Source organism: Deltaproteobacteria bacterium (assembly GCA_016178705.1).
Lineage (GTDB): Bacteria > Desulfobacterota > Binatia > HRBIN30 > JACQVA1 > JACOST01.
The window spans coordinates 1-19,517 of record JACOST010000006.1 but is presented as its reverse complement, the minus strand read 5'-3'; the positions used below and the strand labels follow the sequence as shown (position 1 = coordinate 19,517).

The 19,517-nt window shown below is 65.7% G+C and carries 16 protein-coding genes; 1 reads left to right on the top strand and 15 read right to left on the bottom strand.

The window, feature by feature from the left end; translation table 11 throughout:
- The 12 genes from HYR72_02620 to HYR72_02565 form a co-directional block, all read right to left on the bottom strand.
- Window positions 1–480, bottom strand: coding sequence for a DUF421 domain-containing protein (locus HYR72_02620; GenBank protein MBI1813854.1), 480 nt, complete (start codon window positions 478–480; stop codon window positions 1–3).
- The gene (locus tag HYR72_02615) at window positions 480–6,092 is read right to left on the bottom strand and encodes an ATP-grasp domain-containing protein (GenBank protein ID MBI1813853.1); all 5,613 of its coding nucleotides are present in this window, start codon (window positions 6,090–6,092) and stop codon (window positions 480–482) included. Before HYR72_02615 ends, HYR72_02620 begins: the two co-directional genes overlap by 1 nt.
- Window positions 6,089–6,844, bottom strand: a complete 756-nt coding sequence (locus HYR72_02610; GenBank protein MBI1813852.1) for a 4'-phosphopantetheinyl transferase superfamily protein — start codon at window positions 6,842–6,844, stop codon at window positions 6,089–6,091. Before HYR72_02610 ends, HYR72_02615 begins: the two co-directional genes overlap by 4 nt.
- Window positions 6,841–7,605, bottom strand: coding sequence for a 1-acyl-sn-glycerol-3-phosphate acyltransferase (locus HYR72_02605; protein MBI1813851.1), 765 nt, complete (start codon window positions 7,603–7,605; stop codon window positions 6,841–6,843). Before HYR72_02605 ends, HYR72_02610 begins: the two co-directional genes overlap by 4 nt.
- The gene (locus HYR72_02600; GenBank protein ID MBI1813850.1) at window positions 7,587–7,835 is read right to left on the bottom strand and encodes an acyl carrier protein; all 249 of its coding nucleotides are present in this window, start codon (window positions 7,833–7,835) and stop codon (window positions 7,587–7,589) included. Before HYR72_02600 ends, HYR72_02605 begins: the two co-directional genes overlap by 19 nt.
- A 25-nt stretch (window positions 7,836–7,860) precedes the next feature.
- Window positions 7,861–9,138, bottom strand: a complete 1,278-nt coding sequence (locus HYR72_02595; GenBank protein MBI1813849.1) for a beta-ketoacyl-[acyl-carrier-protein] synthase family protein — start codon at window positions 9,136–9,138, stop codon at window positions 7,861–7,863.
- Window positions 9,135–9,668 carry a beta-hydroxyacyl-ACP dehydratase gene (locus tag HYR72_02590; protein MBI1813848.1) on the bottom strand — a complete coding sequence of 178 codons (534 nt, stop codon included), beginning with the start codon at window positions 9,666–9,668 and terminating at the stop codon, window positions 9,135–9,137. The genes HYR72_02595 and HYR72_02590 overlap by 4 nt, the downstream gene beginning before the upstream one ends.
- Window positions 9,586–10,314, bottom strand: coding sequence for a 3-oxoacyl-ACP reductase FabG (locus HYR72_02585; GenBank protein MBI1813847.1), 729 nt, complete (start codon window positions 10,312–10,314; stop codon window positions 9,586–9,588). Before HYR72_02585 ends, HYR72_02590 begins: the two co-directional genes overlap by 83 nt.
- Window positions 10,314–10,907 carry a bifunctional 3-hydroxydecanoyl-ACP dehydratase/trans-2-decenoyl-ACP isomerase gene (gene fabA, locus HYR72_02580; protein MBI1813846.1) on the bottom strand — a complete coding sequence of 198 codons (594 nt, stop codon included), beginning with the start codon at window positions 10,905–10,907 and terminating at the stop codon, window positions 10,314–10,316. Before fabA ends, HYR72_02585 begins: the two co-directional genes overlap by 1 nt.
- Entirely contained in the window at window positions 10,904–11,896 is a 993-nt protein-coding gene (locus HYR72_02575; protein ID MBI1813845.1) for a ketoacyl-ACP synthase III, read from the bottom strand. Before HYR72_02575 ends, fabA begins: the two co-directional genes overlap by 4 nt.
- Window positions 11,893–12,747 carry an SDR family oxidoreductase gene (locus HYR72_02570; GenBank protein ID MBI1813844.1) on the bottom strand — a complete coding sequence of 285 codons (855 nt, stop codon included), beginning with the start codon at window positions 12,745–12,747 and terminating at the stop codon, window positions 11,893–11,895. The genes HYR72_02575 and HYR72_02570 overlap by 4 nt, the downstream gene beginning before the upstream one ends.
- A gap of 390 nt (window positions 12,748–13,137) precedes the next feature.
- Window positions 13,138–13,407 carry a hypothetical protein gene (locus HYR72_02565; protein MBI1813843.1) on the bottom strand — a complete coding sequence of 90 codons (270 nt, stop codon included), beginning with the start codon at window positions 13,405–13,407 and terminating at the stop codon, window positions 13,138–13,140.
- Between the two features lie 76 nt (window positions 13,408–13,483).
- Here HYR72_02565 and HYR72_02560 point away from each other — a divergent pair, with 76 nt between their 5' ends.
- Window positions 13,484–13,915, top strand: coding sequence for a DUF814 domain-containing protein (locus tag HYR72_02560; protein MBI1813842.1), 432 nt, complete (start codon window positions 13,484–13,486; stop codon window positions 13,913–13,915).
- Between the two features lie 6 nt (window positions 13,916–13,921).
- On the opposite strand, the gene HYR72_02555 is transcribed toward HYR72_02560, so the two are convergent.
- The 3 genes from HYR72_02555 to HYR72_02545 all read right to left on the bottom strand — a co-directional run.
- Window positions 13,922–14,413 carry a HEAT repeat domain-containing protein gene (locus HYR72_02555; protein MBI1813841.1) on the bottom strand — a complete coding sequence of 164 codons (492 nt, stop codon included), beginning with the start codon at window positions 14,411–14,413 and terminating at the stop codon, window positions 13,922–13,924.
- Window positions 14,414–14,425: 12 nt separating this feature from the next.
- Window positions 14,426–16,177, bottom strand: coding sequence for a hypothetical protein (locus HYR72_02550; GenBank protein ID MBI1813840.1), 1,752 nt, complete (start codon window positions 16,175–16,177; stop codon window positions 14,426–14,428).
- Between the two features lie 411 nt (window positions 16,178–16,588).
- On the bottom strand, window positions 16,589–19,517 hold a 2,929-nt coding region (locus tag HYR72_02545), incomplete at its 5' end, for a hypothetical protein (GenBank protein ID MBI1813839.1).

Below are 19,517 nucleotides of genomic sequence, written 5' to 3'. Positions count from 1 at the left end.
TCAGGCTGCGCCGGCCAACGGGATCACACTGATCGAGCCGTTTTCCTCGAGGACGGCGAAGCGAACCTTCGACGGCTCGGTGATCCCGCTCCGCCGCAGGGCGCCGAGCAGGTCATCGTGCGTGATGCGCTCGCGCTTGAGGTTCGCTTCGAGGATCTTGCCATCGTGAATGAGCAACGTGGGTACCGCCTCCAGCCAGCGTCGAGCGCGCTTGGAGCGATACGTCAATTCGACCACGGCCGCATTCAGGGCGAGGATGACCACCGCACCAATGAGGCCGCCGCCGAGCGAGTTGTCGTTGCCGATGACGGCGTTCTGCACCACGTTGGAGATCAGGAGCAGCAGCACCAAGTCGAATGGCGTGAGCTGCCCGACTTGCCGTTTCCCGGTGAAGCGGAACGCGGCGAGAATGAAAAGATAGACGACGACCGAGCGAAAGACCTTCTCGGCCACCGAGATGTCGGGAACAAACAAGTGCATCATCGTATTGTGTCCTCCGCGCCGGTACGCTGCTCGCTGGCGCGCACAAGACCTTGAATGAGGTACGGACGCAATTCACTGGCCGGGATGATGGCTTCCAACGACCCGACGGCGCGCGCGCGCTCGACGGTGTGAATCGCATCGAACTCCGCCGCCACTTCCGCCTGCTTCTCGATGATGATCTCGGCCAGCGTGCGCTCGATGTCCGCGTGGTGCTCGCCGTCCTCGTGCTGAATGCGGCTGCGCCGGACCGCAACCATGCGCGGATCGGCGACCGCACGCGCGCGCACCTCGCGGGGAAATACCACGGCGGCGGCGGGTCCTCCGCCGATGACCGACGCGTACGAGCCCGCCAGCGCCGCGGCGCGCAAGTCATCGTTGAGCGCGCGCGAGAACACCACGTACGCGCCGCCGTGGTAACGCGACACCACCGCGAAGAGCAGCGGACCCGCGAAGTTCACCACCGCCCGCGCGATGTCGGCACCATACTCGAGTTGCAACTTCCGCATCGACTCGGGCGAACCATCGAAGCCCGACAAATTGGCGAGGATCACCGCCGGCCTGTTGCCGCTGGCGGCGTTCAACGCGCGCGCCACCTTCTTGGCGGAGAGCGGAAACAAAGTCCCTCCGTTCCACGTCGACGGGCCGTCGAGCGGTCGAAAGCCCTCGCGTGGGACGTTCTGACTTTCGATGCCGATCACGCAGACCGGATGGCCGCCGAGGTACGCATCCCACACGATCGCCGTCTCGGCTCCGACCATCGCCCGCCAGCGTTCGAGGTGACCGCCATCGTCGTCGATCACCGCGCGCATCACCGCGCGCATGGCGAACGGCCGCTTGCGGTCCGGATTGCACTGGTCGTCAAAAATCTCTCCCACCGTCGCGAAGTCGTGCCCCTCTTCGGCGTCGTAGGGTGCCGTGCAGATCGAACGTGCCGGCGAGTCGGTCGTCACTCGCGCTCGCGGGGCCACTTCACCCGGCACGACGTAGGTATAGCGATAGTGGTCGTAGAGAATGCGATAGGCCTCGACGAGGTTGTGGGCGTAGTACTGCGCTTCGCCGTTCGGACCCATGACGCGCTCGAAGCCGCCGATGGCCACCTCGTCTTCCGCCGCGACGGCGCCCGACGCCTCCAGCGCCGCGCGTCCGGTGAGCACCATCGAACCGCCGGGGGTCATGATGAGCACGCCACGGGTATGCGTGAGCATCGTGCTGAGTGCATCGAAGTAACTCTGCGCGCCGACGTTGACCCCGTGCACGATTACGTGAATCACGCCGCCTGCGTCGGTGAATGTCACGATGCGGCGCACCACTCGCGCCGTCGCATCGAGATTCTCGGTGCCGCTCTCCATGGCGATGCGCGCGCCGCTCGACACCGGCACCCACTCGACCGGCACGCCCAGCCGTTCCGCTAGATCAATCGCCGCCACGATCCGATCGCACTCCGGCGCCGCCAGCGATCCCATGCCCACCGTTGGATCAGAGAGAATGAGTACCCGCCGCATGCCTTCGGGAACCGTATCCGTCGGCGTGGTGATCACGCCCACCACGACGGAGCTGGGATTCAATCCATAGGGTCGACCGGCCACGCCAACGACGGTCGGAGAAGCAGCCGTTTCGTCGAGGTCGAACTCTTCGAACGCACCAGACGGAAACTCGGCCGAGTCGTTCGCACTGGCGCCGTTGCCGCGCGTCCCGCCGGTGAGCAGCCGGATAATTTCGTACGGATACACCAGCCCGCGCCGCCGCGCGTCAACCACTTTGCGCTCGTAGTCGGTGGCCGGCCGCAGCGGCTCGTGATGCGGCTCGCGCCAGGTGATCTCCATGCGGCTGCCGGTCGGGTCGGCGATCACGATCTCAACCGGTCGAGCCGCGCGGCGTGGGGCCTGGCGATCGAAGAGATGAACCCGTGCCACCACCTTCTCCAACCCGAGGTGACGGATCGCCGGCGCCAGACGCCGCGCCAGGCGTTCGGCCATCATGCGATCGAGGAAGATCTCCGGCGCGACGAACAGCGCGATGCGGTTCCACTGCAAGTGCCGGCGCTGATCGCGCACGCCGAGGGTGGTACGCAACGTCCGCGTGGCGGCGTAAAAGGCGCGCTCGAAGGCGGCGATGTGCAGCACTGCTTCGGGCTCGTCGGCCGCGCGCTCGCGCACGTCGGCGAGCACGAACACGCGCTCGTCGCGCGGCACGGCGCGACTGCGACCATAGAAACTATAGACGCCCTCCGCGCTCTCGATGCGTTCGAGTTCAAACGCCGCCAAGCGGTCGAGATCGATGCGGCTCGCGGTCTCGGGGTGGAGCCCGTGCAGGTCGTGCCGCTCGCGGACACCGCCAGTGGCGGGCACGAAGGTCGTATGCACGCCACCGCTCGCCGCCGGCAGCAACGTGACCGTGAAGCGGCCCGCATTCAACTCGTTGGCCGCCAAGTACGCCGCAACGTCGGCGAGCGCGGCACGATTGCGATCATCGGCCGGCGCCAGCAGTTCGATCGCGTGCACCGTACGGCGCTGCGCGCGCGCCGCCTCACAGAGCCGTTGCGCCGTGTTCACCAGATCACCCGTCGCGCTGACACCGCCGACCACAACTTGGCCGTCGGGAAACTCCACCCGATCGACCCGCACGCCATCGGCCTCGGTGCAAATGTGCGCGCTCGGAACATTCGGCGCGTACAGCCACCGCAAATGCGCTGCGAGCGCGACCGCACGTCGGCGCGGATCGGCATGATCAAGCCACCGGCGAACGCGCTCGAACACCGGGCGCGGCGCATTCGCCAATTGGCGCAAGACCGACTCCGGCGGCGGCGCCGGAGTCGCGTCCGCCGTCGCCAGCCAGTCGTCGATGCGCGCGATCGCGCGCGCCGCCTGTCGCTCCAGCTCCGGTCCTTCGAAGATCACGTAGCCGGCCTCGGTCGCCCCATCGGCCAGCGCATCGGGCACCAACCCGCGTAAGCGCGCAATCCGCGAGAGCGCTTTGACCAGCGGCCGAGCATCGCCCACATAAAGACCTGCGCGCGCCAGCGCGACAACTCGCTGCACCACGCCCATCACCAAACGGTGGCGCAGCTCGGGCGCGCGTTGCGACGCGAACAGCCGCAACACCGCGCGTTCGAGCGACGCCCGCGGCGCGAGATCGGGCACGCCGTAGTGCCGCAGCGCCTTCTCCACCAGCGCGAGAAAACCCTCGGCGATCCCCGCGCCGCTCGCCCGCATGCGGCGCACGTACATGGCCAGGCGAGCGCTGTTCGACGGCCGCAGCGTGCCAGTCGCCGATACCCGCGGGGTGCGCAGAAACAGTTGCTCGATGTCGGCGAACAGCGTCAGCTCATGGCGGATCTCGGCGAGCTCGCGACGAAACGTCTCCGACAGCTCCGCCGGCAGCGGCGCCTCGAGGAAAGCCGCCAGCAACACGCCGCGCTCGGCATCGGCGTCGTAGCCGAGCAGCACGCGACGGATCTCTTCGCGAACCGCATCGATGGCCACGCGGCGCACCACCGGGTCCGCACGCTCAGCCGCCCCCAGATCGGGCGCAGCCGACCCGGTAGGAAAGAACAGCGCCAATGGATCGGGCTGCTCAGGCACGCGGAGACGCTGCCCGTTCGGTGTCTCGACGCTGGCCGTCGACGCCGAATCGATGACCAGCAGCACATCGCCCGCCGCGACCTGCTGGCCGCGCAGCACGCGCAGCTCGGTCACAACGCCCGCCACCGGCGCCACGAAGCTCACCTCCATCTTCATCGCTTCGAGCAGACCCAGCGACTGTCCGGCCGCTACCCGATCGCCCGGCTTCACGTGCAGCGCGATCACCACGGCCGGCGTGCCGGCACACACGTGCCCGGCACTCTGACGACCGAAGCGATGCGGGCGGCCTTCGATTTCGACCCGCAAGGACGCATCGGTCACGTCGTACAATACGCGCAGCATCCGGCCGCCGAGCCGCAATCGCGCCGCGTGTGGTCCATCTTCCCGCACGGTGACCGACCCGACCCGCCCATCGAGATGAATACGATAGCGCCACGACCCAGTCGCGAAGACGTGCACGCGGTACTGCTCACCGCGATGCGCCAGATCGATCTGCTGGCCCAACGACGGCGGCACACGCGTCGGTGACACGTTCGCACTGTCGGTGTAGAAATTGAGGCGGACGGCGTAGCGCGCCTGCTGGTAGACTACCACCGCGGCAACGATCAACGCCTCGACCCCGTAGTCGTCGTCATCCAGCGCCGCGCGTTGCATGCGTCCGGCGCTCCACCGGTCGAGCCACGCGGTGTCGATCGCGGCTGCGCGATACTCGGGCGCGGCGAGCAGCTCGAGCAAGTAGCCCTTGTTGGTGGCCCCGCCGGCGATCACGAGTTCAAAATCACTCAGCGCGCAGGCGAGACGCGCGACCGCTTCCTCGCGCGTGTCACCCGTGGCGATCACCTTCGCGATCAGTGAGTCGAAGTCCGGAGGCACGACACTACCGGCAACGACTCCGCTATCGACGCGCACCCCTGGTCCGAGCGGCGGATCGAAGCGCGCCACGCGGCCGGGAGCGGGTTGAAACCCGGCGTCAGGATCTTCGGCACACACGCGCGCCTCGATCGCCACGCCGCGACTGCGACCATCGTAATCCGGGAGCGCCTCCCCACGCGCCAGGCGGATCTGCAATTGGACGAGGTCGATGCCGGTGATCGCTTCGGTGATGCCGTGCTCGACCTGCAGCCGCGGATTGATCTCCAAGAAGTAGAACTCGGAGGGCGTCACGAGAAACTCGACCGTGCCGACGCCGCAATAGCCGACGGCGCTCGCCAGCGCGACGGCCGCCTCTTCCAGTTCGCGCAGCCGTTCACGCGGCACGCCCGGCGGCGGGGCTTCCTCGATCACCTTTTGATGGCGGCGCTGCACCGAGCAATCGCGACAGCCGAGGGCGATGATGCGACCGTGCTGGTCGCCGCCGATCTGCACCTCGATGTGGCGGCCACCGACCACGCGCCGTTCCAAAAACACACGGCCATCGCCGAACGCGGCGGTCGCTTCCGACGCGGCGGCGCGAAACGCTTCCGCGAGTTCGTCCGGCGTCTCGACCATGCGGATGCCGCGCCCGCCGCCACCCGCGGAGGCCTTGATCACTAGCGGGTACCCGAGCGTGCCCGCGTGCTGCAACGCGGCCGATGCGTTCGCCACCTCACCGCCACTCCACGGCGGCACCGGCACGCCGACGTGCTGGGCGAGCAGCTTGGCGGCGATCTTGTCGCCGAGCCGTCGCATCGTGGCGCCCGATGGACCGAGGAAGCGCATTCCCGCCGCCACCACGCGCTCGGCGAAGATCGGATCCTCGGCGACGAATCCCCACCCTGGCCACACGGCGTCCGCGCCGCCTTCCTGCAGCGCCTGGATCAACAGATCGTGATCGAGGTATGCCCGCACCGCGCTGCCACGCATCGGCAACGCGACCGCGATGTCGGCGTGCCGCACGAAAGGGGCCTCGCGATCGACCTCGGTATAGAGCGCGAGCGCACGCAGCGCGCCACCTTCGAGCGCGCGCAGCGACTTCACCGCACGCACGCAGCGCATCGCCGCTTCGCCGCGGTTGACGATACCCAGGCAGCGAATCGGGTCCGCCGTCATCGCGCGCCTCGCCAACACGAATGACGCGAGCACAGCAACGCAGCGAACGCGACGAAGCGTCCGTGGTGCGACAGCGACAGATCCACCGGCGCCAGCCGATCGCGCAGCCACATGCGCGGCACTCGGCCGTCACGTACAATCGTCAGCTCGTCTGGATCGACTCCGAGGCGCGGCGCAAGTGCCGCGATCGCCAAGCGACGCACGGCGACACTCGGGCACTCAGCGTCGACCTCTGCCCTCTCGGCAATCACCACCTCGCCATCCGTATCGGTCTGCGCGATCACATGTACGGCGCCCTCGGTCTCGACGGCGCCAAACGAAATGCGCCAGCGACCGTGACACACCATTCCGTGTGCACAAAAGCACCGAGCCGTGGATCCGTCATGCCGGCGAACGCCGGCATCCAGGCAAGGGCGTGGGTCTTGAGCCTGGATTCCGGCCTTCGCCGGAATGACGAGCGGGGAGGTCCCTTCGTCGTTGTGAACGGTCGCCACTGGATGGGACTCATCGTGGAGGCATCGGGCGACCACCAAGCGTGCGGGCGAGAATACCAAACTCGGGTCGTGCTTGCGGAACGCTTTGAACGCACTCTCCTTCGCCGCCCACAGGAGCCAGCGCACGCGGTTGGGCACCGGCGACGTGTGAATTGCCTCCAGCTCGGTGGCGGTAAACACCCGCGCGTCGAAGCGCGGATGAGTTGCCCCCGGCTGGGTGTCGGGGTCGCCGAGATCGACGATGTCATTGCCAATCATCGGACGACCGCCACTTGCGGTGTTCGCTGCTCGAAGTACTGCCGCTCCATGGCGGCGAGTTGGCCGATGATCTGGCGCGCCACATCGCGATCTGCGCGCAGACCACGCGCGCTCGTTTTCGGAGTGATCAACTCGAGGGCGACACAAAAGTGTTCGCCGCGCGCCGGCAGCTCAGAGAATCCGGTCTGGCCGTGGCCGCGCAGGTACACGCAGAGCACACGGCACCCAGGCAGCGAGTTCACGATGTAGCCAACCCCGTACGCGACGGACTCGACGTCCACCCGACCACTGCGGCTGCGACCGCCCTCGGGAAACACCAGCGCCACCTCGCCGCGACCAAGCACGGCACTGAGGCGCGCCAGCGTTTGCGCGACCTCACCGCGTGATCCACCGCGGGTGATCGGCACGCACTTCATCACATAGCTGATGGCCTGCGTCAGCCACCACGACGCGAAGTTCTGCCGCTCCGGCACATTCCAAGGGAGCGCCGAGTAATTCCGCAGCAGCCACCACGGCGAGCCCAGCGCCCACGCCACAATGGCCGAGTCGATGAGTGTAAGATGATTGGCGCAGATCAGCAGTGGACCATCGTACTTGCGTCGGATCTGTTGATACTGCCGCCGCGACTGCTCGACCGCCTCAATGCGATAGCCGCGCCAACGCAGCAAGACCGCGATCAGCGGGACCCAAATCGGTGCGAGCAGCCGCCCAACCTCACGTTGCAGGGTCAGCGCGGAACCACTTAGTTGAGCTTCTTGCAAATCAGGTTCACCGCGTCGCCAACCGTGGCGACCTTGTCGACTTCGTCATCGGCGACTTCGATGCCGAACTCGTCCTCGAACGCCAACACCACGTCGACGAGGCGCGCCGAGTTCACCTTGAGATCGTCGAGGATGTTAGTCTCGGGCTTCAGGCCGGCGAGCGCCGCCTGATTCTTTACGTACGGGGTGAGAATCGCCACCACCTTCTCGAGCACTTCTGATTGCTGCATGGTCTCTTCTCCTCTGGTTTTGATTCTATGAGTCCCATTTACGAAACACGACGCACGCGTTGACGTCGCCGAAACCGAACCCGGCCTTGAGCATCACGCGCAGCGTGGGAAGCTCGCGCGCCGTGTGCGCGATCGCCGCCGCATAGGGCTCGATCTCGGGATGGACATCCTCGCAGTTGATCGAGGGATGCACAAATCCGCGGTGCACCATCAGCACCGTCGCCACCGATTCGATCGCCCCGGCGGCGCCGAGCGTGTGACCGATCATCGACTTGGTCGCGGTGATCGGCGGCAAGCGCTCGGGCGTTCGCTCCAGCGCCTCGGCCCACGCGCGCACTTCCTTTGGATCGGCACCGGTGGCAGTGAGATGGCCGTTGATCGCATCGACATCGGCGGGACTGACGCCGGCGTCGGCGAGTGCCGCGCGGATGCAGCGCCGAACGCTTTCGGGATTGGGCGAAGTCATGCTGCCGCCGCCGCGATGGCCGCCGCAGTTGAGCGCGCCGCCGAGCACCTCGGCATAGATAGGCGCGCCGCGCGCCTGCGCGCTGTCGAGGCTTTCGAGTAGCAGCACCCCGGCGCCGCAGCCGGGCACGAAGCCCGCCGCGGTGGCGCTCAGCGGCCGCGACGCGCGCTCGGGCGCGTCGTTGTGGGTGCGGCACAGTACGCGCATCGCATCGAACCCGGCCCAGATGTAGTGGCTCGATCCCTCCGAGCCGCCGCACAGCATGCGCGCCGCGAGTCCGCGTTGAATGCGCAGATAGCCGTCCACCACCGCCTCGGTGCCGGTCGAGCAGGCGCTCGAATTGGTGGTCACCTGGTTGCCGAGTGCAAGCAGCCCCGACACCTTGGCGGAGATGCCGCTGCTCATCACTTGCTCGACCATGGTGCTACCGAGGCGGCGGACTTTGCCAGCGTCCGTCAGCGGCACAACCTTTTCGCCAATGGTGTCCATGCCGCCGATGCCGGTGCCGAGAATCGCGCCGGTGTCCCAATCGACGGCGTCGTCACTGGCTTCCGGACGCCGCAGCCCCGCGTCGCACCACGCATCGACCGCCGCGATGCTGGCGAAACGCAGGCTCGAGTTCATCGCCAAGAGTTCTTCCTCGCTGAAGTAGCCGGCGGCGATCTCATCGACGCCTTGCGGCACGCCCGCAACTCGGCAGGCGAACCCTAGCTCTGTGAGCTTCTCAATGAGGCGAATGCCCGAGCGGCCTTGCCGCAGCGCCAACTCGAAGTCGCGCACGTTGGTGGCGTTCGGCGCCACCACGCCGAGCCCGGTGATCACCACCCGCTGGTTCATCGCCGTACTCCAATACCCGACAGTTCGCCGGCGCAGACCAGTGTGCCGTCGGCGCGATGCATCTCCACTCGCGAACGCAACTTACGCATTCTGAAGAACAGCTTGTGCCCGGTCGTCGTGACCGTCTCGCCCGGGGCGACCACGCCCGAGAACTCGACCGCCGCTTCGGTGAACAACGTGACGAATTCATCGATGGCCCGCGGGCCACCAGTCTTCGACAGCAAATAGATCCCGAGTGCGACCACGCCAGCCTGCGCCATTGCCTCGATGAGCAACACGCCCGGTGTGACTGGGTTGCCAGGGAAGTGTCCGCGATAGAAGTCGGCCTCCGGGCGAAAACGATACGCCGCGACGATGTGATCGTCGTCGACTTCGCGGATCTCGTCGATGAAGCGGAACGGCGGCTGCTGCGGGACCGCAGCGAGTAGTTCCACCGGCGTGAGCAAGTTACCCACCGTAGAGGCCTCCGTTGACGTGAATAGTGCTACCGTGAATGTAGCTGCCGCGGGTGGCGAGAAAGGCGACGACATCGGCCACCTCCTCCGGCGTGCCCATGCGTTCGAGCGGCACCGCCGCCAGCATCGGCGCGCGCAGTTCAGGCGGAATGGCCGCTGTCATCTCGGTGTCGATGAATCCCGGCGCCACCGCGTTGACCAGAATACCGCGGCCGCGCAGTTCATGCGCCAGCGATTTCGTCATCGCGTCGAGTCCGGCCTTGACCATCGTGTACGGCACTTGCCCGCGATTGCCGGTGTGCCCGACCACGCTGGTGATGGTGATGATACGCCCGCGGCCGGCGCGAATCATGAACCGACGCAGCACCAGTTTGGTCAGGTACCAGGTCCCGCGCGCGACGCTCGCAACAGCATCGTAGTCGTCGAGCTTCATCGTCACCGTGTCGGCGTTGCGGTTGAGGCCGGCGTTGTTGACCAACACGTCGACACGGCCGGCGGTCGAGCGCAGCGCTTCGATCAAGCCGTCAATCTCGGCGGGCACGGCGAGATCGGCCGCGAGCGTCAACGCGTCGGGCAGCGCGGCGGCCAGCCGCTGGGCCGCGTCGGCGCTCGAACGATAGTGGATCGCAACGCGAAAGCCGTCGGCCGCGAGCGCGCGGCAACACGCGGCGCCGATGCCGGTCGCACCACCGGTGACCAAGGCGACGGGCCGGCCACTCATCAATCGGCTCCCATGCGACCGCCGCGCGAACGCGCCGACCGTCGCGGATAGTCCGCGTAGTCAATGTCGCGGAAGACACCGACCTTGGCGCGCTTGATCGAGTAGATCGGCTCGCTGTCGACCAAGAGCGTGGCATCGCCGATGGCGATCGTCGCGCCCGACGCCGGCAGCATGGTCGCGCGCACGATATCGACTTCGTAGCGCACGGTGTGGTCGTGCGGACGAATCTGGCCGGCAAACTCGATCTCGCCACAGCCGAGCGCGCGCCCAGTACCGAGCGCGCCGATCCACGCACAGTAGAAGCCAACGAGCTGCCACACGCCATCGACGCCGAGGCACCCCGGCTGCACGGGATCGCCGCGGAAGTGACATTGGAAGAACCAATCGTCGACGCGCACGTCGCGCTCGGCCACGATGCGACCGCGATGACCTTTGCGCGTGAGCTCGACGATGCGATCGAGCATCAACATGGGAGGGATCGGCAGCCGCGTGCGAAAGCCGTCGGGCGCATCGTCGATCAGCGTGCCGTGACCGAAGGCGAGCAGCTCTTCCTGCGAGAAGCTCGCGCGGCGGCCGAACTCGTCATAGGTCATGCCGCCGCCTCGAAGCGCAGGAGATAACTCGACCACGTGAGCCCGGCGCCCACGCCGACCACGGCGATGTCGTCGCCCGGCGTCCAGCGATCCCACTCCATCGAGATCACCGACGGGGCCGCCGCGCCCGCGGTGTTGCCGTACCATTCGACGTTGCTGTGGTGGAGATCGTCGGGGACGACGCACTGGCGGCAAACGTTTTCGAGCATGCGGAGATTGGCCTGATGGCCGACGAAGTGCAGCGTCCGCCCCGCGGTGCGATACTCTTCTTGCAATTGCTTGAGCAACAGCACCGTCTTCTTGATCGCGAACATCTGCACCGCGCGACCTTCCTGACGGAAATGGCCGAGGCGCGGCACCACGACTTTGTCGGCGCCGGCGGGACTGGACGCGAGCGTGTTGCCGAGAATGCGCGCGCGGCTGGGGATGCGGGTCGAGATCACCGCCGCCACGGTGGCATCGCCCCACAGCACCGCCGCGCCGCGATCACTGTAGTCAACGCAACGCGTGACCGCCTCCGGAGCCACCACCAACACGTAAGGGGGCAACTTGTCGGGCTGCATGAGCGAGAGCAGGTAAAGATTGACGAAGAAGCTGGTGCAGGCGGAGTTCACGTCGAACGCCGGCACTTCAAGGCCGAGCGCGCGCGCGACGTTGCACGCCTCGGCGGGCGACGCGGTGTCCATCATTGACGAGCCGGCCATCACCATGCCGATGTCGGCGGTGGCGATGCCGGCGCGGGCGATGGCCATCTCCGCCGCTCGACGGCCGGTGTCGGCGTGGGTGTAGAGCGCGGCTTCGACAGCGCCGCGCGGATCGCGATTGCGCGTGGCGCGGATGTAGTCGAGCGGCAGCGTGGTGCGGCGCGAGCGGATACCGACGCGTTCGAGGATCCACTCATCGTTGGTGCCGATGTCGAGGTCTTCGAGAAATTGATTGGTGATCTGGTTCTCGGGATGAAAGTGGCCGAGCCCGTGCAGGTACGTCATTGCAGGGTCACTCCCGAGACGTGTTCGCCGCCGTCGACGCGAATGATCTCACCGTTGATCCAAGCGGCTTCATCGCGCGCGAGCAGATAGATGACGTTGGCGACATCTTGCGGCGTCGTGATGCGGCCGAAGGGATTGCGCAGCCGCGCCTGGGCTTTCAAGTGCGCGTTGCCAGGGATGGCGCGCAGCGCGGGCGTGTCGGTGACCCCGGCTTGAATCACGTTGGCGCGGATGCCGTACGGCGCCAGTTCGACCGCGATCGCACGCACCACCGATTCGAGTGCCACCTTGGCCGCGGCAACCGCCGCGTAACCTTTCCACGCCACTTGGTTGCCTTCACTGGTGAGGCCGAACACGCGCGCGTCGGCGGCGAACAGCCCGCGCCCGTGGAGCGCTTGCGTCCATCCGAGCACGCTTGTGCCCATACTATGAATCGTGCGTGCGAGGTCCTCTTCGTCGAGGAACTGCGTATCGGAGTAGATTGGTGCACTGGCGAGGTGCTGCAGCGCATCGACCCCTTGTTCGAAAAGCGCGTCAACTCGTTCCGCCAGTTGCGTTTCATCGATACCGAGAGCCGCGGCCAACGCCTGGCGCGCGTGGTTGGGACGCGACTTCTCGGGCGCAACGAGTTTCAAGTTTCCGAAGGCGATCGAATGGAGCAGCACGCGCACGCGCCCGCGCTCACCCAGCGCGGCAGCAAGCTGATCGAGAATCGTACCGCGGGTAGTGGCATCGAGGGCATCGGCATTGCAAGTAATGAGCGACACACCGCAGCGCCGAATCGCATCGAACTCCGGCTCGATGCGCGCCATCGCACCGCGGCGATCGCGATGCACCAGACAGAGGTTCATTCCGTGCCGAGCCAGCTTGTGAGCAGTCGCCAGACCGAACCCGCTCGAGCCGCCAAGCACCAAACCCCAAACGTCTTCTCCAAACTCTCTCGCCAAATGGCTATCCTCTTCGTTCGTCGATTCCTTGCGAATCGCAAGCTCGGCCTCGCGCCGGTTTCCAAGTCATACCGGGTTATCGGTCACCGTCCGGTCACGGTCGGGTCACCCATTCACAAAATACCGCGGCTTGAGTTCATCGGCGGCGCACTAGCGCGATCATACACTACAGACGAATACGAGCGAACCAGTCCACAGTCTACCCGGGGATGTGCTGTCGAACACACGGGCGAGCAATTTCTGCGTGTCCGCTGCGACGACGGTCGCCGGCGAAGGCCTCGCGGCGAGCGCAGCCTATGGCGATGGTGCAAAGTGCGTAACGCGATGGCCCGCTTTGCCTTTCGCGTCGGTAAACGGTTCGACGACGTTGCGGCCATCGCACTTCGGGCACGGGAAGTAGCGAACCGCCCCGTCGGCCTTCGCCGTCCACGCGAGATCGACGTGCAATACGTTGTTGCTGTCGACCTCGTACGCAAGCAATCCGCCGCAGTCCGGGTTCAGGCACTTCAACACGTTGATGTCGACGCCTTTCTTGGGCGCTGGTTTCGGAGCGCTGGTTTCCACGCCGCGAGTCCATACCAGAGATCAGCGACGGGCTCCATGGCCTCGCAGTCCCAGGTAAGGTACACAGGCCGCCGTCATGACCACGCCGCGCAAAGGTCCGCCCCCGCCGTCCGATAGCGACGCGGGCGTCTGGCAAGGCCGCTCGGTGGCCCGCCGATTCGTGTCACCCGATGGACTGACCGTGCTCGTCGGCCGCACGGCCGAAGACAACGACATCCTGACGCTCAAGCTCGGCGCACCGCGTGATGTATGGATGCACGTGGCGGCGGAATCTGGCTCACATGTAGTTGTGCGCAATCCTGACGGACTCGATCGAGTGCCGCGCGAGACACTGCACTTCGCCGCCGGGTTGGCGGCGCGCTATTCCAAAGCGAAACACGGCGGACGGGTGACGATCCACGTCGCAACCTGTGCCGATGTCAGCAAGCCGCGTGGATTTGCGCCAGGTAAAGTTCTGCTGAAGCGTTTTACAAGCGTCCGCGCGTCGCCGGCCGACGCGGCCGAATGAGGCGACTCACACTGATCGGTGAACTAGGTGCGGGCGTGCGGAACTCGGGACTCGGTCGCGCGCATCACTTTCGGGCAACGGCTTGCCCTGGATAGCCGCCAACGCAGCCGACGCGACACTACGCGTCGCCCAATCGTTCTCCTGCAACAGCTCGATGAGCGCGGGCATGGCCTCTACCGCAGAGGGGCCAATCTTCCCGAGCGCCGCCATCGCGCTCGTGCGCACCAGTTTCTCCTCGTCTCCCAACGCCCGGATGAGCGGCCCGACGGCGGACTTCGCCGGCGGGCCGATCTTGGCGAGCGCCGACGCGGCCGCAACGCGGTTCTTCGAATCCGCGTCGGTCAGCGCTTGCATCCAGAAGGCGAGCGGCTTGCCGTCGTAGCTCGGCTCGATCGCCGGCGGTGCGTTGGACACTGTTGGAGGAACCGCAACGTCGGGCGCATACGGCACAAACACCATCGTCAACACAAGTAGCGCGGCCGGCGCTTGGCGCATCATCTGATCACCTGACTACTCGACCTTGAACAACACCAAGGAATTCGCGAAGGCTTCGATGTCGCCCCGCTGCGATGCCGGCAACGCTCGGAACGAATCGGCGGAGGCCGCCGCCTCACCGCGATCGCTACAGTTCACGCCGGGTCTTCCCGGCAGCGGTTGATTGAGCACGCAGGTGTGTTCGAGCACGGCTTCGGAGAACGTCGTCGCCCTCCCATCGTGCAGGTACGGCGCGGTGGAGCCGACGCCCCAGAGGTTCTCGGTCATGAACGTTCCCGCCGGAATCGTCGCACTGCCTTCGTTGATCGCTTCCGCCACGTTCGATCCCAGATTGTGGCGCTTCACGTCGCCAAAGCAGTCCACCAAAGTTTTGCCGAAGCCCGGCAAGAAATGATTGTCCTGTTTCCTAAAGTTGCCGAGGTCGGCAACTTTGAAGTGGAACGAGGCACTGAAGATCTGATTCTCAGAGATGTCGGTCGTGAGGTTGAACTGGATCGCGCCCGGCGCCGGCACCGCTTGCCCGGCTGGGAACGTCCCGTTGTCACGATGGAACGGGCTCAAGCTCGGCTCACTGAAGGTCGGGTCGCTCAGCAACAGCGACAGCTTGTGGCAGCTGGTGCAGCCGATGTTGTTGAAGACCTGCGTGCCTCGCCTGATGGCGTCCTTCTGCACGGCGGGCAGGGCCGGCGCGATGATGCCGACGTTGCTGAGCTCGACGGTGGTCACCGGGCGCGGCTGGCCACCCATGTATACGGCAAGCGCAGTCTGGTCACCGATGGTCATCTCGTTGGCGATGCCGTCGCCGTCCCCGTCGACGTTATCGCCGAATACTTCGACCGACTGCATGCCCAACTCGTTGTGCGAGGCGCCCCGTGTGAAGTCGCGAGTAAACCCGACCACGCCCTTCCATTGGAAGGGCCGGACGACGAGGTCCGCGTCTACCCCTTGCACGGCGGAGGTGTCGAGCGTGAAGGTTCGGGTCAGATCGCTCGGACAAGCGGTTCCACCACTAGCGACGCGCGTGGCGCTGATCGACCCGAAGTTGAGGGCTTCCAACGAGCCATCGATTTTGCGGGCGCGATTGGCGCTATTGAGGTTGCGGGTCTTGGTGACGCCCACCGCGGCGTTGCAGGCGTCCGCGATGACCGAGTTCTTCACGCCCTGCAGGTCGGCCGTAACTTCCTCGGCCACACGCTGCACCCCGCCCATACCGAACAGATGTGGCGTGTTACGCTCGACAAATTGGGAGACATTCGCCGTGGCATTGGGATCACGCACCGCATCGGCGTGCGAGCGCCCGGCGCGATCCTCAGCCGACAGATCGGTGATGAAGGCACCATCGGCTCTTTTGAAACGCGGCCGTCCAAAACGATCGAACAGCGTCACTTGATCCGCAGACATGGCTTCGGCGTGACAACTATTGCAGCTGTCGGCGTTGGCACCGGTCGCGCGATTCTGCGTCGCCCACTGGGTCGCGCCGGTCAGATCTGCGCGCGGCACGCGGGTGAAGCGTTGGCCGTTGCCGACGTTGTTGCCGACGCCGTCGAGGGCATTGAAGTGAGTGGCGAACAACACGTCACCGACCTCGAAAGCCAGATCGAACCCATTGGCTTCGAGTGTGGCTTCATCGCCATGAGAGATTTGCTGGCTCTCACTGACCGCGACGCTACTCAGGTCCGTCGCGCTGTTGAGGATGGCCTGAGCACGATCGCCCCCACCGACGATCACGGCTACTGCGAGGCTGCAAAAGCGAAATGTCAGGCGCATGGTATCCCTCCTGCGTTGGGTTAGCGGAACGGCGCTTCGGCGGCGTCGCAAGGTTTCCGCACGGCACACTCCGAATCGAACGAATCGCCGACACTGCAAGATCAGCGCCGCTGTACAGCAACGGATGTGCTACTCCCACACGACAAGGACGATCCTGTAGCTGTGGCTTTGGATGATCGGCTTATGGTCCAAAGTCAGTAGTCTTTTCTTGGAGCCATTCACGCGGCGCGTCGACACGCACTGCGAAGCGCACGGCGCGCACAAACATCACTGCGACGTACAATGGATCACCGGTGTTGATGATGGATCAATGACCCGTCCTCACTGATCCGACGCGAGGGTGCAGGACAGAACGTCGCGGCCCAAATCACCCCGCGGGGCGCGCGCCCCGCGAGGTGATTTGGGATCTCGTCACGCCACGCACATGAGCAGACGCGGATCGAGGCAGTTCGGAGCCGTCACGTCGATGGTGTGATCGCCGTTGGTATCGACGTCGACCGATTCGTCCGACCGATAGAAGATCTCCGCCGATCCGTTGCCGGAGTTCACCATGAGTTCACCCGCGTTCGGACAGCTATGGCCATCGAGCACCGTGAGCGTGGTCACCGTCGTGATGCTGGCGGGTCCGCCAAAGCACGGCGAGCTGATCCCACCGCCCAGGCGGAACTGCGTCGGATTGCCGCTGTCGTCGACGTCCATCGTCAGCGCGTTGAAGCTCGCGTTGATCGGATCGACGCTTGGGGCCAGCAGAACGACCGGACCGGTGAAGGTGAGGCGGTAGATCGTCGGGACACACCCCGCGTTGAAGGTAATGTTGTCGATCTTCATCGTCGTGTTCTGGAAGGTCACCGTCACCAGCGGACCGCCGGCTGGTCCCGTGGAAATCATCCCGCTCGTCAACAAGAAGGTTGCCTGGGTCAGCAAGCAGCTGCCGCCCAAGCTTGGCGAGATCGTTCCCCCAAGCACCACGTGCGCGGTGCGGGTCAGGACGCCCCCGCTGTTTTTGAACGTGGCGGTGATGTCGATGTTGAAAGTCGTGAGCTGCAAGCTGCCCTGCCCCAAGAACGTCACCGAGCCATCGGCCGTCGGCACCTCACAGTCCATCAACATGAACGAGACAAATGGAAAGCTGCCGTTGCGCTTCGCCGTGCCGTTGAGCGGACACGCGCCGGCGGCGCCGCCGTCGAGCCCCTCGAACTCGGCTGCAGCCCCACCGCCGAAGTTGATCCCGTCAGCCACCGCGGCAATCACGTTCGGGATCACGCTCATGGCATTGATCACCACCGAGGATCCCCCCGCGATCACCGCGGCGCCGCCCGGCGTTCCCCCACCGGTGGTCGCCGTTGCCGTCGCGGTGGCGGTCGCGGTGCGGGTCGGTCGGGTGGCACTCGGGGTGGCGTTGGGAACCGGACAGGTGTTGAGCGCGTTGTTCACGGCGAGGATCAACTCCTCAACCGTCACGGCCTGGTTGTTGTCCGCGTCGAACTGCGGGCACGTACCGAAGTCGGCGATGCCGAGCGCGATGTTCACCCCGACGATGAGTTCCTCGACGGTCACGGCACCGTCGTGACCGCAATCGCCGATGCACACCAGCTCCGTTGTCTTGGTGGCCGTGGGAGTCGGAGTCGGGGTACTCGTGATGGTGCTCGTCACAGTGACCGTTGCCGTCGCGGTGACCGTGGGCGTCGCGGTCACCGTCGGAGTGTTGGTGGCCGTCTTGGTTGGCGTCGGGATGCACTCGGGGAGATCGATGCACTTCGCATCGGCGCAGTCGGTCAAGCCGTCGCTATCGTTGTCGACGCCATCCAAACAGTTTTCCTGCGCGAAGGTCAGCGTCACGTCGGTGGGATTGTAGTTCACATTGAACCCCAGGCCGCCCCCGGTGACGAGTCCGCTGGTATGTGAAAACTTCCCGGTGTGGGAAGCGTACGTCATGATCTTGAAACTATTGCCAACACTCGGCGAGAAATTTGTCGGCCGCGTCACGGCGAGCGTACCGCCGAGAGTGGCGGCTTGCGTGATCGCGAGTTGATCGAAGCCACTGCCCGCAGTGAGACCGTTGATCTCGATCGCCAACGCGGCTCCGTCACCTTGAGTGTAGGTGCCAGCGACATTGAGCAACCCAGGCGACAACCCCGGACTGACCTCACCACTGCCACTCGCGTTGACGTTGCCGGTGATCGTCCCCGCGCCTTCGAGTTTGCCACCTTGGATGGAGAGCGGGGTCAGCGCGGTCACTGCCCCGCCGCTCAAGCGCGTAACGCCCGCCGTCTGCGTGTAGTCGTTGGTCACGGTGAGCGTGCCGCTCTTGACGTCGATGGTGCCGCGGTTTGTCACCGTGCTGCTGATCACCGTGATCCCGTCGCCGCTACCCAACTCCTTGGTCACCAGGCCATCGTTATTGAAGGCCCCCGAGCCCATGTCGGCCGCCGTCTTGATTTGAAAGGTTGCGCCCATCAGGTTGTTGAAGATCGCGTTGCCACCGAGCGAGAAGGCCCCCGGCCCCGTCCATGTCGCCACCCCCGCGTTGTTCAACGTGCGCGTATCGAACAGCGTGATCGTCGATGTGGTGCTCAACACCAACCCGCCGTTGGCGTTCACACTCCCCGTCCCGCGGATCAGTCCCGCCTGCCACGTCATCACGCCGGTCACCGTCAAGTCGTCGTCCCCGGTCAGCGTCCCCGCGGTCTGCATGTACGTCGTCACCGTCTTCGTCGTGCCCGTGCTCAGCGTCAGACTCCCACCCTGGACCTTCAGCGTATTCGACAGCATCGCGTTGGCGCCCGCCGCGAACGTGACGGCGGCATTGCTCACCAACGTCTGCCCGCCCACGCCGTACGTGCTACCGGACGTGAACGTGATGTTCCCGCCGGTGAACCCAATCGTGTCGGGACTCGTCAGCGAACCGCTCACCGTGTGATCGCCGCCCGTGAACGCCAACCCCGCGCCCGCCATCACCGTGGTCGTCCCTTGGTGCAGCCCGTCGCCCGCGAGTTGCAGCGTGCCACTGAGCACCGTCAACATGCCGGTGTCGGTGAGGAACGACGAGAGCACCGTGATCCCATCACCGCTGCCCAGCTCCTTGGTCACCAGCCCGTGGTTGTTGAACGCCCCCGCCCCCATGTCGGCGGCGGTCTTGATCTGAAAGGTCGCGCCCATCAGGTTGTTGAAAATCGCGTTGCCCCCGAGCGAGAAGGTTCCCGGCCCCGTCCACGTCGCCACGCCCGCGTTGTTCAACGTGCGCGTATCGAACAAGGTGATCGTCGAGGTCGTGCTCAGCACCAACCCGCCGTTGGCGTTCACACTTCCCGTCCCGCGGATCAATCCCGCCTGCCACGTC